Origin of the sequence: Subtercola boreus (genome assembly GCF_003399645.1) — a bacterium.
In the GTDB taxonomy this organism is placed as follows: Bacteria; Actinomycetota; Actinomycetes; order Actinomycetales; family Microbacteriaceae; genus Subtercola; species Subtercola boreus_A.
Genome location: NZ_NBXD01000030.1, coordinates 108506 through 121069 on the forward strand (window position 1 = coordinate 108506; position 12564 = coordinate 121069).

Here is a 12564-nt window from a genome sequence, read left to right on the forward strand (position 1 = left end):
AACGGGGTAGCGTTCGAGCATGAGTACCTCCGAGAACACCCCCCAGCCCGACACGACCCCGCCGGAGTCCGAGAGCACGCAGCCCGCGCCGGATGTGGTCGACCCCGCACTCGACGACGCGATGCGCAGCATCCGCGGAGTCGGGGAGAACCTCCGCGGGGAGGACTGACCCTGCCCGTTCTGCCCACCCGGGCGTCGACGACGACGCTGGTGGGCGGGGTGGGGGTGGTGCTGGGGTCGCTGTACGGGGCGGTTCTGTCGGTTTCGGATGCTCTGCTGCTGCAGCGCGAAGTGCTGCTCTTCATCAATCCAGCGCTCGAGCTGGTCTCGGCCATGGTGTTCGCGGTTGCGTTCGGGGTGCTCGCGTTCGGGGTACCGGGCGAAAGCGGAATCACTGGAGCATCGCGGATCGGGCCGGGCGCGCTCTTCGTGTTCGGGGTGTCGCCGCTGGTGGTCGAGCTGTCGCAGGCGCTGCCGACCGGTTTCGAGCAGCCCCAAGCGACGATCGAGGGGTATGCATCGCTCGCGGTGACTGCTGTCGGTATCGCCGCCGGGGTGGTTGCCGCGATCGCGGTCGTTCGCGCGAGGGCCCTGCGCGGGTATGCGCGATGGGCTCTGTTTCCGGCCGTGGTGGCGAGGGGAGCAGCGACTGCGCTCGCCCTCGTTCCGCTGCAGGAGGCCGTCGTCGCGTCGACCGGGGCGGGCGGGGTCGGCGCTCTCGTGACGGTGGCGGCGGGGGTGGCGTATGCGCTGCACGGCCGGGGCCGCGACATCCAGAACCTGCTGCGGGTGCTGAACGAGAAGTGGTGAGTGGGTTAGACCGCTCTACTGCACCGTGAGCTTGATCGTGTGCCAGCCCGTCGAGCCATCGGGCGCGGGCGGAGCCTCGTCGGAGGTCTGCGTGTAACCAGACGTGTCGGTCGCTCGAACCGCGACGGTGTGGTCTCCGGAGGTGGCCTCCCACTGCAGCACCCACTGGCGCCAGGTGTCGGCCGAGATCGGATCGGCGAGCGTGGCCTGCTGCCAGTCCCCGCCATCGATCTGCACCTCCACCGTGGCGATACCGGTATGCTGCGCCCAGGCGACACCGGCGATCGGGATGGTGCCGGCCGCGAGCCCGGCGTTCTGGCGGGGCGTGTCGATGCGCGACGAGGTCTTGACCGGGCCGAGCGCGCTCCACCCGCGGGGGGTCCAGTAACCCATGTCCTGGGCGAACGTCGTGACTTTCATCTCGACCACCCATTTGGTCGCCGAGACGTAGCCGTAGAGACCTGGCACCACCAGGCGCGCCGGGAATCCGTGCTCGACGGGGAGCGGTTTGCCGTTCATTCCGACGGCCAGCAGTGACTGGCGCGAGGCATCTTGCAGCACCTCGAGCGGGCTGCCCGCCGTGAATCCGTCGGAGCTGCGGGAGAGCACCATGTCGGCACCCGCCTGTGGCTTGGCGCGCTCGAGCAGAAGGTGGAGGGGGTAGCCGAGCCAGAGTGCGTTGCCGATGAGGTCGCCGCCGACCTCGTTCGAGACGCAGGTGAGCGTGGTGTAGTTCTCGACCAGGGGTAGCGCCAGCAGCTCTGCGAACGAGATCTCGACCTCGTTCTCGACCATGCCGGTGATCTTCAGGCTCCACGTGTCGGGGTTGAGCTGCGGAACCTGCAGGGCGGTGTCGATGCGGTAGAAGTCGGCGGCGGGCGTGACCACGGGGCTGAGGTTGGCGATACCGAGCTCCGTGCCGGCGGGCAGCGCAGCGGCGGAGGTCGTCGCCGTCGGCAGAACGAGCGCGTTCCGGGCGGCGGTCACGACGGCGGCACCGGCGTTCATCGCGCGGGCCCCGACGCCCGCGATGGCCGAGGCGGCTGCGGCAACGACCATCCACGTCACGAACTGGCGGCGCTCGAGAGCGGCCGGGCCGGTGCGAACGACGGGGCTGGCAGCTGTGGTGGCGGTCGCCTTGCGCGACCCGTCTTCGCGCACGCCCCACCGCTTCAGCCGCTGCTGCAGGGCGTTGAGCACGACGACGCCCACGAGCATGCCGACCACGGTGGGAACCGCCGAGATTCCGGATGCCCCCTCCCGGGTCGTGACCGCGAACACGGCGATGGCAGAGAAAGCGACCAGAACGACCGTGCCGAACGGCTTGCGGCGGTATTCGAGATAGCCGGCCAGGGCCGCTCCCAGCACGATGATGATGCCGAGGATGGTGAGCAGGGCGGCCTTGTCACCCGTTCCGAAGAGGGCGATCGTGAGGGTCTTGACGCCGGGCGGGGCGAGGTCGATGACGAGCGAACCGACCGCGAAGAGCGGACTCGACTCGGCTCCCACGAAAACGGCCACGACCTCAGCGGAGGCCAGAACAGTCGCTGCAGCGACAATGCCCGTCAGGGCCGCCCAGACTCCGCGTCGCATATCTGGAACTTTACGCTTGCGAACCTTGGTGCATGCTGACCGATCCCCGGGTGCCGCGGGCGAGGGCGAGTCGCGTAATGGATCGCGTGATGTTGCATCTCTTTATGTGACCCGCGGCACTGCAAGCGACTCGGGTCCGCGAGCCCGACTTCGCCCTCGCTTGCCTGAGAGGAACCACACCCATGAAGCTCAAAGTCGCGAGCCTGATCACGCTGACAGTTTTACTCACCGTCTGTTCGGTGACGTCCGCCGAAGCCGCTCCTACGTTCCTGGTCAAGACCGTCATCCCCCACGGAGTCGCGGGCATCGGTGACTCGCCCGCGGCCGTCGCCTTCGATTCAAATCATGACCAGGCATACATCGCTAACGAAACCGACAATTCTGTATCGGTAGTCAATACTCGTACGAACACCGTCATCAAGACGATCACTTACGACAGGACAAGCATTGGCAGGGGGCCATCGGGCATCGCGGCAGACCCTGTGCATGGCCAGATGTTTGTCTCGAACTACATCGACGGAACCGTTTCCGTCATAGACACTTCGACGAACGCAGTATCGGCCGTGATTGCGAACGGCCCAACGTCGATCGGCGATTACCCCAAGGGAGTGGCGCTAGACCCAAGTCAGAACAAGGCCTACGTCGTCAACTCGGGGAGTCGATCGATATCGGTGATCGACACCCGGACCAGAAGTGTCTCGAGAGTGGTGGACACGGGGACCGCAAGCGACGGCACGCCCCGATCGGTCGTCATCGACGAGATGCGCCATCAGGCGTATATCGTTCTCCAGGATGGTTCGGGCGGCGACGAAGTCGCCGTTGTAGACACGACAACCGACGTCATCACGAAGGTCATCAGCAGCGGAATCGGGAAAGGCGCTTCCGGCATAGCGGCGGATGCTGGCCATCACGAGGTACTGGTCACCAATTACGCCGACCGCACGCTCTCGGTCATCGACACCACCACCGATTCAGTGAGGTCTGTTGTGCCTCTTGGCTCCGAGGCGGGGCCGGGGGCGGTTGCTGTGGACGCTTCCGATCACTACGCCTTCGTCAGCAACGAGATCAGCAGCTCTGTGACAGTCCTGGATCTGACGTCAGGGAGCGTTCTTGCGGTCATTCCCCGAGGGAAAGATGGCATCGGATTCATACCGGGCGCAATTGCTGTCGATGATGAGAACCACCAGGTGTTTGTTTGCAATTTGGGGGACGGCACGGTCTCTGTGGTCTCACGAGTCCGTGTCAGCCCGAAAATCACTTCTGGCGCAGCGCCCAATGGCGTGACCGGCGCTCCATACTCCTTCGATGTACAAGCGACCGGCGAACCCACTCCGTCGTACACAATTGTTCCGTGGAGTTCGCTTCCCGAGGGGTTGGCACTCGACACGTCGAGCGGGGCAATCCGAGGGGTGCCGACGAAGCCCGGTTCGTACCGAATCATTGTGCAAGCAACGAACGGCGTGGCGCCGAGCGACTTCGTCACCTACCCCATCACCATCCTGCCGGGTGTCAGGCCGAGTGGCCCTCTCTTCTAGCCGGGTGGCCCTCGCTTCTAGGAGGCTCCCCGGGTGCCGCGGGCGAGGGCGAGGTAGATCGCGAGGGTGACGACGCTGACGGCTGCGAGGAACGCGACGGCCCACGTCACGCCGAGGGCGTCGAAAACCGCCCCGAGGGCAAGCGGACCGACGACGGCGCCCGCGTCGCCGACAGTGCGGAAGAGGCCCACGGCACTGCCCACCCGTGAGCGCGGGGTGACGTCGGCGAGAATGACGCCCGGCACGAGACTTCCGATGCCCGAGAGCACTCCGGTCGCAACGATGAGCCCTCCGAAGAACCACGGCGACGTGGCGAGCGGATACAGGCAGATCGCCGCCGCGGCGAGCAGGGTCGGCACGATGAGCAACCCCCGGCGGTGCCCGGCGTTCAGCCGCCGACCGACCCACGGCAGGATCGCCAGCGAGACCACGGTGGTCAGCCCGTATGCCAGACCGAGGGTGAGCGGCGTCAGCCCACCACGGTCGTAGGCCACAAGGGGAATGAGTGACTGGTCGCCACCGAACCGCACGAAGAAGATGCCGAAGCCGAGCACGCACACGCCGATGAGTGCGCGGCGGCGAGCACGGGCGTCCGAAGCGGGCGAACCGGTCGGCCCAGACATCTCCGTCTCGTCGGTGGGCTCCGCGTCGTGTACGAACTCCGAGGACCAGAACGCCGGGCTCGGCCTCAGCAGCTCCCACACGATCACGAGAATGAGCGGGATGGCCGCGACCACGAACACGAACGGCAGGGTTGAAACGGTCAGCACCACTCCCCCGAGCACGGGACCGACCGCTGCGCCGGCCAGCTGTACGGCCTGCACGGCGGAGAGGATCGAACCGCGGTTCGACGGGCTGGTGCGCTGCGTGAGCACGGCGAGGCCGACCGTGACGGCCGATCCGCCGAGCAGGCCCGCCACGAATCGCGCCGCCACGAGCAGTTCGACCGTGTCGATGAAGCCCGTCACGAGGGTCAGCAGCGCGAGGGCGCCGGTGACGGTGAGCAGCAGGGCACGGGCCGGTACCCGCCGGAGGAGCAGGCCCGCCGGCACGTTCACCAGGAGCCGGCCGAGGCCGAACGAGGAGACCAGCAGCCCGAGGATGACGGCCGAGGCGCCGAACTGCTGCGCATACTGCGGCAGCGCGGGCACGAGCGCCCCCCAGGTCATCTGGGAGGTGCCGACCAGCGCACAGACGAGGATGACCTGCTCCCACGGCACCCGAGGCGTCGCCAAACCGGCGGAATCGACGCGATTCCGCACATCCGCCCCGCTATCTGCCGAGGACGGCCGTTTTCGTGTCGATTCGTCGCTGGCGCCGACGGGGGCACCGCTCACGCGAGAAGATTCTCACGGAGGGTCCGCCCCGGGTACGCCGGTGCGACCGCACCGCGGCGCCGCAACTCCGGGGCGAGCAACTCCACCACGTCGGCCAGCGACGACGGGGTCGAGAGCGGGTTCGCGACCATGAACCCCCCGCGCGACCCGGTGGCCTCGAAGTTCTCCTCCAGGGCATCCGCGACCGTCTCAGCCGTGCCCGCGTAGGTCTGGTCGTACCCCGTGGCGTAACGCCAGCCACGCTCGAAGAACTCGTCGCGCGACATGCGCGCGTCGGCGCCTACCTCGTCGATGACGAGCTGCACGAACCCCGCCTGGGTTCCCTCGGCGAGGCGGATCTGCTCGGCCACATCCGACAGTGCGAACGCCGCCGGCAGGGCCCCGAAGTCGAAACCCGAGTTGTACGAGAGGTAGGCGCCGACCGCGTCGTGGCTCCAGACATCCAGCATCGCCTGCTTGCGGGCATCCGCTTCGTCGGTGGTTCGACCCAGGATCACCTGTACCGCCCAGAGGATGCCCACGCTGGAGGGGTCGCGCCCGGCAGCGGAGAGCGCAGCATCCAGAGCCGACCGATGCCTCAGCTGGGAGGTCAGATGCCCGCCGAGGCCGAAGATGATGTCGGCGAACTGGGCGGATGCCGCGATTCCCCGCGGCGACGAACCGGCCTGCACCACGACCGGGCGGCCCTGGGGGCTGGGCACCGAATTCAGCGGGCCCTGCACCGCGAAGTGCGCCCCGCGGTGGTCGATGCGGTGCACGCCGGCCGGATCGCCGAAGATACCGGTGGCACGGTCGGCGACGATGGCCGAAGCATCGACGGAGTCCCAGAGCGCGGCGCAGACCGCCATGAACTCCTCCATGCGGTCGTACCGTTCGCCGTGCGGGGGCAGGGCCTCGAAGCCGTAGTTCGCCGCATCCGAGACGCGCGTCGAGCCCACGACATTGAACGCGATGCGGCCGCCGGTCACGTGGTCGAGGGAGTTGAGCAACCGTGCCACGTAGTACGGATGCATGAACGTCGAGGAATATGTCAGCCCGAAGCCCACGTGCGAGGTCACCTGCGCCATCGCCGCGATGTACGGGCTCATGTCCTGCCGGGGCCACTGGATGCCCCACTTCACCGCCGCATCCATCGACCCTTCCCAGGTGTCGGGAATGCTCGTGCCGTCGCCGAAGAACAGCATGTCGATGCCGCCGCGCTCGGCCAGAACGGCCAGCTCCTGGAACATGCGCACATCCGGGTACGTGCGACCCTCCCACGACCCGGGGCTGGCCCACTTGCCCTCGGTATGGGTGAACGACAGGTCGAAGGCGAGATGCATGCTCATGCGGTGGCACCGCGAGACCACAGCTCGACGACCTCCGCCGAGGTCACCACGACACCGCTGTTCAGGGCGACATTGGCGAGAGAGTTCGCCTGGAGTTCGGGCTCGTAGGCAGCGGTCGCATCCGACGGCACGAGAACGGGAAGCCCGGCCTGGAACGCGTCGCGTGCCGTCGCGTCGACGCAGCAGTCGATCGTCAGTCCGACGACGGTCACCCATTCGATGCCGCGCGCGCCGAGTTCGGCCTCGAGGGAGGTGCCGAAGAATCCGCTGTACCCGCGCTTGGTGACGACGAGCTCGTCGTCCAGCGGTGCCATGCCGTACCACTCGGCACCCGGCGTGCCGAGAACGCAGGGTTCGTCGGAGCCTGGCCACGGGGCGTCAGCGGCCACGCCTCGGAGCCACAGCGATGACATCCACGGCCGGTCGGCGCTCTGGCCGAGCTGGATCCAAACGACGGGCACACCCGCGCGCCGGGCGTCGTCGACCAGTGAGGCGACGGCCTCGACAGCCGAAGCGATGACGGGCAGGTGGTCGGCCGCGACCCACGGCAGGTAATCGGGGTCGGCGAAGGACCGCTGCACGTCGACGACGAGCAGCGCACCGGAGACACCGGGTTCGGTCAACGCCGCGAACTGGCGCTCGCGTATGCCCGAATCGGCATGTTCGCTCGCGTGCAGGTCGGCTTCGCCGGAATCGGCCACGGCAGTCACAGCGACATCCGCTCGTCGAATGACGCGAGGAGACCCGAACCTGGTGTGTTCGCAGAACTTCCGGCTCCATCGGCCTCGCCGTCGTCTGTCGCGAGTCGCCCGGTCGGACCGGGCGCCGCGCCACCCCGCAGCCTGGGCATGACCAACTCGCCGAACGGCGGCAGGTCGTCGTGGTACTCGGGAAAGATGATCATCAGCCCGTCGATGTCGGAAGCTTCCATCAGTTCGTCGATGCGCTCGTGAACCGTCTCGGGCGAGCCCGTCACGACGGCGGTCTGGAATGCCTCGAATTCCGGTTTGTCTGCACTCATCGACATCGCCTTGTCGAGCGGGAGCCCCCACGACAGCTTCATGTTGACGATGGCCTCGGTGTCGACCCCGCGGCCGTACTCCCTGAACCGGGTCTCGGCACGAGCATCCGTCTCGTCCATCACGACCGTGAGCATCGAATACGTCTTGATGTCACGGCCCTGGGCCGCGGCGAGCCCCTTCACCTCGAGGCTGTTCTCGCGGAGGCCGGGCATGTCGGCGGCCGTCAGGAACGAGCCGTCGACGAACTTCGACTGGAAGTCGAGGCCGCGCGGCGATCGACCCGCGCTGATGAGGGTGGGATGCACGGCCGGGTGCGGTCGCGACTCGCAGTCATCGAGCGTGAAGAACTCCCCGTGGTGCGTCACGGAATCCTCGCTCCACAACCGTTCGATGACCTCCACCCACTCCTCGGTGTAGCGGTACCTCGTGTCGTGGTCGAAGTCGCCCCGCCACATGCCCATCTGCTCGAACTCCCGGGCGTATGCCCCGACGACGATGTTCACGCCGGCGCGGCCATTGCTGATCTGGTCGAGGGTGGTGAACATCTTCGCCGCGACCGCGGGGTGGATCAGGTTGGTGTGCACGGTCGCCCAGATCTTCACCCGGGTGGTCGCCTCGGCGAGCGCCGCCATCAGCGTGATCGATTCGAGGGTCTGGCCCCAGTGGTCGGTCGTTCCGTCATAGCCGCGCCACTTGGCCATCGACATGATGAAGTCGAAGCCGTGCTCCTCGGCCAGCACGGCCGCCCTGCGGTTGTAGTCGTAGGTCGCCTGGGGGTGGGGTGCCGTGCTCGACATCACCCACCCTCCATTGCCGATGGGCAGGAAGATGCCGTATTCGCGCTGTTTCACGGTGCAGGCCAGATGAGGTCGGCGCCGTTGTAGATCGCCGAGACGAGCGACGGATCGGTGAACGCCGTCACATCGGGTGCGCTGGTCAGCTGCGTGCTGTCGATCAGAAAGCTGATCTCCTTGGCCATGAGGTCGGTGTTCAGCGAACCGAGCGGTGTGCCGGCGGGAAGCGAATCCTTCACGAGGCCGGTCTCGGTCTGCCAGACCTGCACGTTGTGGTCGACGTCGTAGCTCGCGCCGCCGCCGGCGAGCGCTGCGGCGTACCCGACGCACTCCTGGGCGTTCGTCTCGCAGTAGTCGTACGCGTGGAAGGCCGCGCGCAGGAAGTCCTCGGTGGTGGTGGTGTTCGACGTGACGAAGGCGGGGTTCGCCACGACGGTGCCGAAAGTACCCGGAATGTCGTAGTCCTCGGGGTTCCACTCGGTGATCGCGTCGCCCGCGGCCTTGAGCGTCAGCGGTTCGTTCGACTTGTAGCCCGTCAGCGACTGCACCTGGCCGCGGGGCAGGATCGTCGGGTCGTAGCCCACCACGACCGAATCGATCTTCGACATGTCGACACCGTTCTTCACCAGCATCGCCTCTATCTCCGGGGGAATCTGGCCCTTCTGGCCGAGGGTCGTGCCCTCGAGCTGCTTCAGGTCGGTGATGTTCGTACCGGTCATTAGGGTGGTGATCGGTACCTGGCCGTAGGTGGCGATCGCGGTCACGTTCACGCCATTCGCCTGGGCGAGCAGCAGGTCGGAGTCGCCGCCGAGATCGGTGATGGTCGCGGTACCGGCGGCGACGAGTTGCGCATTGCCGGCCGTGTCACCCGTGCCGGGCTGGATCTCGACGTCGAGGCAGAGGGCGTCGAAGTAGCCGAGCTGCTTGGCCGCGAGGATGTCGAGAATCGAGGCGGAGGCCTGGTACTGGAACCCGGTGATGTAGGTGATCTTGCCGGCGGCCTTGTTGGTCGCGCACCGGTCGGCCGAGATCGCTGAGGCGGAGGATGCGGCGGGTGTCGAACTCGAGGTGGTCGAGCCCGAGCATCCGGTGAGCGCAAGGGCGGCAGCCGCGACCAGCGATGCGGCGGTGATGAGGCGGGAGGTACGTCGGGTAGGCATATCTGACTCCTGGTTGTGGGGAAGGGGTGTGCAGGTACGGTGCGGGTGGGAGTCAGCGGCGCGTGAGCAGCTGCGACTCGTGCCAGCGCAGAACGCGCTTCTCGAGCAGCGTCACGAGAAAGAGCAGAATCGAGCCCATGATCGCGAGGCAGAGGATGGCGGCGTAGACCACCGCGAGCCGGGAGTTGGATGACGCCACGCTGATGACGGTACCGAGGCCCTTTGCGGCACCCGGCGCCGAGAACTCCGCAACGACCGCACCGACGATCGACAGGGGGAAGACCACCTTGAGGGCCGCGAACACGAAGGGAAGGCTCGAGGGCAGCCTCAGCCTCGTCAGCACCTCGAGGCGCGAGGCACGCAGGGTTGTGAACACCTGCAGGATGGGCGGCGACACCGAGTTCAGCCCGGTGATGACGTTCATCAGAATGGGGAAGAACGTGATGAGCGCCGTCACGATCAGCTTCGGACCGGGCCCGAATCCGAACGCCACCACGAGCGCGGGTGCGATGGCGACCACCGGCGTGACGTTCAGCACGACCGCGAGCGGCATGATCGCGCGGCGCAGCACGCCCGACTCCGTCACGATCACCGCGACGATGAAAGCGGCGGCGAAGCCGATGAGAAGGCCGATCAGGGCCTCCGACAGCGTCACTCCAGCGTTCTCGAGGTAGAACGCCGGCTGGGTGATGATGGCCTGGCCGATCATGCCGAGCCGGGGCAGCAGATAGGTGTTGTTGATCGCGATGATCTCCCAGAGCACGCCGGCCACGAGCAGGGCCACCACGGCCGGTACCCAGACCGTCGGGCGGAACACCGAACGGCCCGGCGCCCTGCGACGAAGGGATGTCGCTGAAGCCGTCGCCCCGGTGACGACCGCTGTGTCGATCGCATCGGCCGGGAGGGCCGCGTCGGTGGTACCGGCGTTCTCGACGACAGGGTTGCTCATGCCGTCACCGGCCCCGATGCCCAGGCGGTCTGCAGCCTGGCGCGGATGAGGTCTTCGTATTCGTGCACAGCCGCCGACTCGAGCAGGCCCTGGCGACGCGGCCGGGGCAGGTCGATGTCGATCACGGCCTCGATGCGACCGGGCCGGGCCGACATCACCACGACCCTGTCGCTCAGCACGACGGCCTCAGAGACCGAATGCGTCACGAACACGACAGTGGTGCGCATCTGCTCCCAGAGTTCGAGCAGCTGCACCTGGATGGCTTCGCGGGTGAACTCGTCGAGGGCTGAGAACGGTTCGTCCATCAGCAGAACGTCGGCCTGGATGGCGAAAGCCCGGGCGATCGCGACGCGTTGCTGCATGCCGCCCGAGAGCTGGTGCGGCAGACGGTCGAGGGCGTCACCGAGCCCGATCTTCGCCAGCAGGGCGCGCGGGTCGGCGGCGTCGCGCTGGACGTGCCCGGGGAGGGTGCGCCGCAGAGCATCCGCCCGCCGGTTGACCTTGGAGGGGAGGGTGACGTTGCCGACCACCGAAAGCCAGGGCAGCAACGCAGGGACCTGTGGAACGAAGCCGATCATCTTCGCGGCGCAGGCCCGGTCAGGGTCGGCGCCGAAGACCGAGACCTCACCGGAGTCGGCCTTCTCGAGGCCGGCGATGAGGCGCAGCAGCGTGGACTTGCCGCAGCCGCTCGGGCCGATGATGCTCACGAACTGGCCCCGTTCGACAGTGAGGTCGACGTGTGAGAGCGCCGTGACCTCCGCGGTCTTGCCGCCGTAGATTTTGAGCGCGTCGGTCACGACGATCTGGTCGGGTTTGACGGATGCGGGTTTTACGGACGCGGGTTTTACGGACGCGGGTTTTACGGACACTGTGAGCCTCCGGCTTCATGAAGCGGCCTGGAGTCCATTAAATCGTGAATTCGGCCCATGCGGCCCTCCGGTGGGTTTCTCGAGTCTCGAGACGACGGGAGAGCGGGCGGAAGCAGCTGTCGACGGCCCGCGGGATTGTTGACATTCACGACTCTAGGGGGGCTGTGTTTCGCGGAGCCGACCACCCGTGTTTCGGGCGTGTATCTTCTGCCGCGTGCGGCTGCCCCGTATCGTGTGCTCGTGACCAATCTCATCGGGCCCGCCCCCGCCGCTCCGGCCCCGCAGCCTCCCCAGCCGTCGCCGCCCGCACCGTACTTCAACACCCTCGCCATCGTCTCGCTCGTCTCGGCATTCTTCGTCTCCCTGGTCGCCGTGATCACCGGGCACGTCGCGCTCGTGCAGATCAGGCGCACCGGCGAGCGCGGGCACACAGCCGCCCTCGTCGGTGTGATCCTGGGCTACCTGGGGATCGGGTTCTGGCTGGTCGTCGCCGTCGTGGTCATCGTCGGATCGGTGATCGGCGCGGCATCCGGGTTGCACTTCCCGGGACTGCCCGGGCCGGCCGGCACCCCTCGCTCGTTCGCCACGGTCGCACCCACCGCCCCGCCGGGTTCCAGTTCTGGGTCGGACTCCGGTTCTGCGTCTGGTGGTGATCTCTCGTTCGACGACGGGCGTGACGTGCTGGCGGCCGCAACGCCCCAGATCAGCGACGGAATGCTCGGCGACCGCGACTGGGCGCTCTCCATTCCCAAGGCCGACGGAACCTGGGGTTACGCCTCGAAGGACGGCACGTGCAGTGTCACCTTCCACCAGGGCGACCTCGACGCGGCCGTCGCCGTCGACAGCACGGACGACCTCGCCACCACGAACAGCTACCTCGGGCTCATCACCGGCGAGGGAGCCGACCTCGTCGACCAGAAGGGGAAGAACGACTCCCTCGCTCTCGGGCAGCCCGACGCGGGAACCTTCGTCGAGACCCGCGGACTCAGCCGCACCGACGCCGACGGAAAGCCCCACATCACCGTCGCCCGGGCCTTCGCCGTGCCGAAGAAGGGCGTCTCGATCGACGTCACCTGCACCACCCAGGACAAGACCGTCGACGGCTACAACCACGTTCTCTCCCGCACGGGTCTCATCATCAGCTGACCGGCCTGCGGCCCGCTCGAG

12 protein-coding genes are annotated in these 12564 nt (G+C 67.4%); 4 read left to right on the top strand and 8 right to left on the bottom strand.

Annotated features, from left to right (window positions below; all coding sequences use genetic code 11):
• Window positions 1-19: 19 nt before the first annotated feature.
• Both B7R24_RS17680 and B7R24_RS15150 read left to right on the top strand, forming a co-directional pair.
• Entirely contained in the window at window positions 20-169 is a 150-nt protein-coding gene (locus B7R24_RS17680) for a hypothetical protein (RefSeq protein ID WP_172582858.1), read from the top strand.
• Window positions 170-210: 41 nt separating this feature from the next.
• Window positions 211-810: a hypothetical protein gene (locus B7R24_RS15150; RefSeq protein WP_116419796.1), complete on the top strand. Its 600-nt coding sequence runs from the start codon at window positions 211-213 to the stop codon at window positions 808-810.
• A 15-nt stretch (window positions 811-825) separates the two neighbouring features.
• Here B7R24_RS15150 and B7R24_RS15155 read toward each other — a convergent pair whose 3' ends face one another.
• On the bottom strand, window positions 826-2403 hold the full coding sequence (locus tag B7R24_RS15155) for a molybdopterin-dependent oxidoreductase (RefSeq protein WP_116419797.1): 1578 nt from the start codon (window positions 2401-2403) through the stop codon (window positions 826-828).
• Between the two features lie 182 nt (window positions 2404-2585).
• Between B7R24_RS15155 and B7R24_RS15160 the strand changes: the two genes are divergently transcribed.
• The gene (locus B7R24_RS15160; RefSeq protein ID WP_116419798.1) at window positions 2586-3938 is read left to right on the top strand and encodes a beta-propeller fold lactonase family protein; all 1353 of its coding nucleotides are present in this window, start codon (window positions 2586-2588) and stop codon (window positions 3936-3938) included.
• A gap of 17 nt (window positions 3939-3955) precedes the next feature.
• Here B7R24_RS15160 and B7R24_RS15165 read toward each other — a convergent pair whose 3' ends face one another.
• Genes B7R24_RS15165 through B7R24_RS15195 form a run of 7 tightly spaced genes read right to left on the bottom strand, consistent with a single transcriptional unit; the run spans window position 3956 to window position 11325 of the window.
• Complete coding sequence (locus tag B7R24_RS15165) at window positions 3956-5275, bottom strand: MFS transporter (RefSeq protein ID WP_147304064.1); 1320 nt, start codon at window positions 5273-5275, stop codon at window positions 3956-3958.
• Entirely contained in the window at window positions 5272-6603 is a 1332-nt protein-coding gene (locus tag B7R24_RS15170) for an NtaA/DmoA family FMN-dependent monooxygenase (RefSeq protein WP_116419800.1), read from the bottom strand. Before B7R24_RS15170 ends, B7R24_RS15165 begins: the two co-directional genes overlap by 4 nt.
• Window positions 6600-7313, bottom strand: a complete 714-nt coding sequence (locus tag B7R24_RS15175) for a cysteine hydrolase family protein (protein WP_253259489.1) — start codon at window positions 7311-7313, stop codon at window positions 6600-6602. The genes B7R24_RS15170 and B7R24_RS15175 overlap by 4 nt, the downstream gene beginning before the upstream one ends.
• Window positions 7310-8476, bottom strand: coding sequence for an LLM class flavin-dependent oxidoreductase (locus B7R24_RS15180; RefSeq protein ID WP_116419801.1), 1167 nt, complete (start codon window positions 8474-8476; stop codon window positions 7310-7312). The genes B7R24_RS15175 and B7R24_RS15180 overlap by 4 nt, the downstream gene beginning before the upstream one ends.
• Window positions 8473-9579 (bottom strand): ABC transporter substrate-binding protein, encoded by a 1107-nt coding sequence (locus B7R24_RS15185; RefSeq protein WP_116419802.1) that lies wholly within the window; start codon window positions 9577-9579, stop codon window positions 8473-8475. The genes B7R24_RS15180 and B7R24_RS15185 overlap by 4 nt, the downstream gene beginning before the upstream one ends.
• A gap of 52 nt (window positions 9580-9631) precedes the next feature.
• The gene (locus B7R24_RS15190; protein ID WP_116419803.1) at window positions 9632-10528 is read right to left on the bottom strand and encodes an ABC transporter permease; all 897 of its coding nucleotides are present in this window, start codon (window positions 10526-10528) and stop codon (window positions 9632-9634) included.
• Window positions 10525-11325, bottom strand: a complete 801-nt coding sequence (locus tag B7R24_RS15195; RefSeq protein WP_253259490.1) for an ABC transporter ATP-binding protein — start codon at window positions 11323-11325, stop codon at window positions 10525-10527. The genes B7R24_RS15190 and B7R24_RS15195 overlap by 4 nt, the downstream gene beginning before the upstream one ends.
• A gap of 312 nt (window positions 11326-11637) precedes the next feature.
• On the opposite strand from B7R24_RS15195, the gene B7R24_RS15200 reads away from it, so the two are divergent.
• Window positions 11638-12543 carry a DUF4190 domain-containing protein gene (locus B7R24_RS15200; protein WP_172582859.1) on the top strand — a complete coding sequence of 302 codons (906 nt, stop codon included), beginning with the start codon at window positions 11638-11640 and terminating at the stop codon, window positions 12541-12543.
• Window positions 12544-12564 lie beyond the last annotated feature (21 nt).

What these genes read in the sequence shown, in the direction of transcription:
- B7R24_RS15170 (WP_116419800.1), bottom strand. Translation starts at nt 6,603, where the DNA reads ATGAGCATGCATCTCGCCTTCGACCTGTCGTTCACCCATACCGAGGGC.
- B7R24_RS15190 (WP_116419803.1), bottom strand. Translation starts at nt 10,528, where the DNA reads ATGAGCAACCCTGTCGTCGAGAACGCCGGTACCACCGACGCGGCCCTC.
- B7R24_RS15160 (WP_116419798.1), top strand. Translation starts at nt 2,586, where the DNA reads ATGAAGCTCAAAGTCGCGAGCCTGATCACGCTGACAGTTTTACTCACC.
- B7R24_RS15185 (WP_116419802.1), bottom strand. Translation starts at nt 9,579, where the DNA reads ATGCCTACCCGACGTACCTCCCGCCTCATCACCGCCGCATCGCTGGTC.
- B7R24_RS15155 (WP_116419797.1), bottom strand. Translation starts at nt 2,403, where the DNA reads ATGCGACGCGGAGTCTGGGCGGCCCTGACGGGCATTGTCGCTGCAGCG.
- B7R24_RS17680 (WP_172582858.1), top strand. Translation starts at nt 20, where the DNA reads ATGAGTACCTCCGAGAACACCCCCCAGCCCGACACGACCCCGCCGGAG.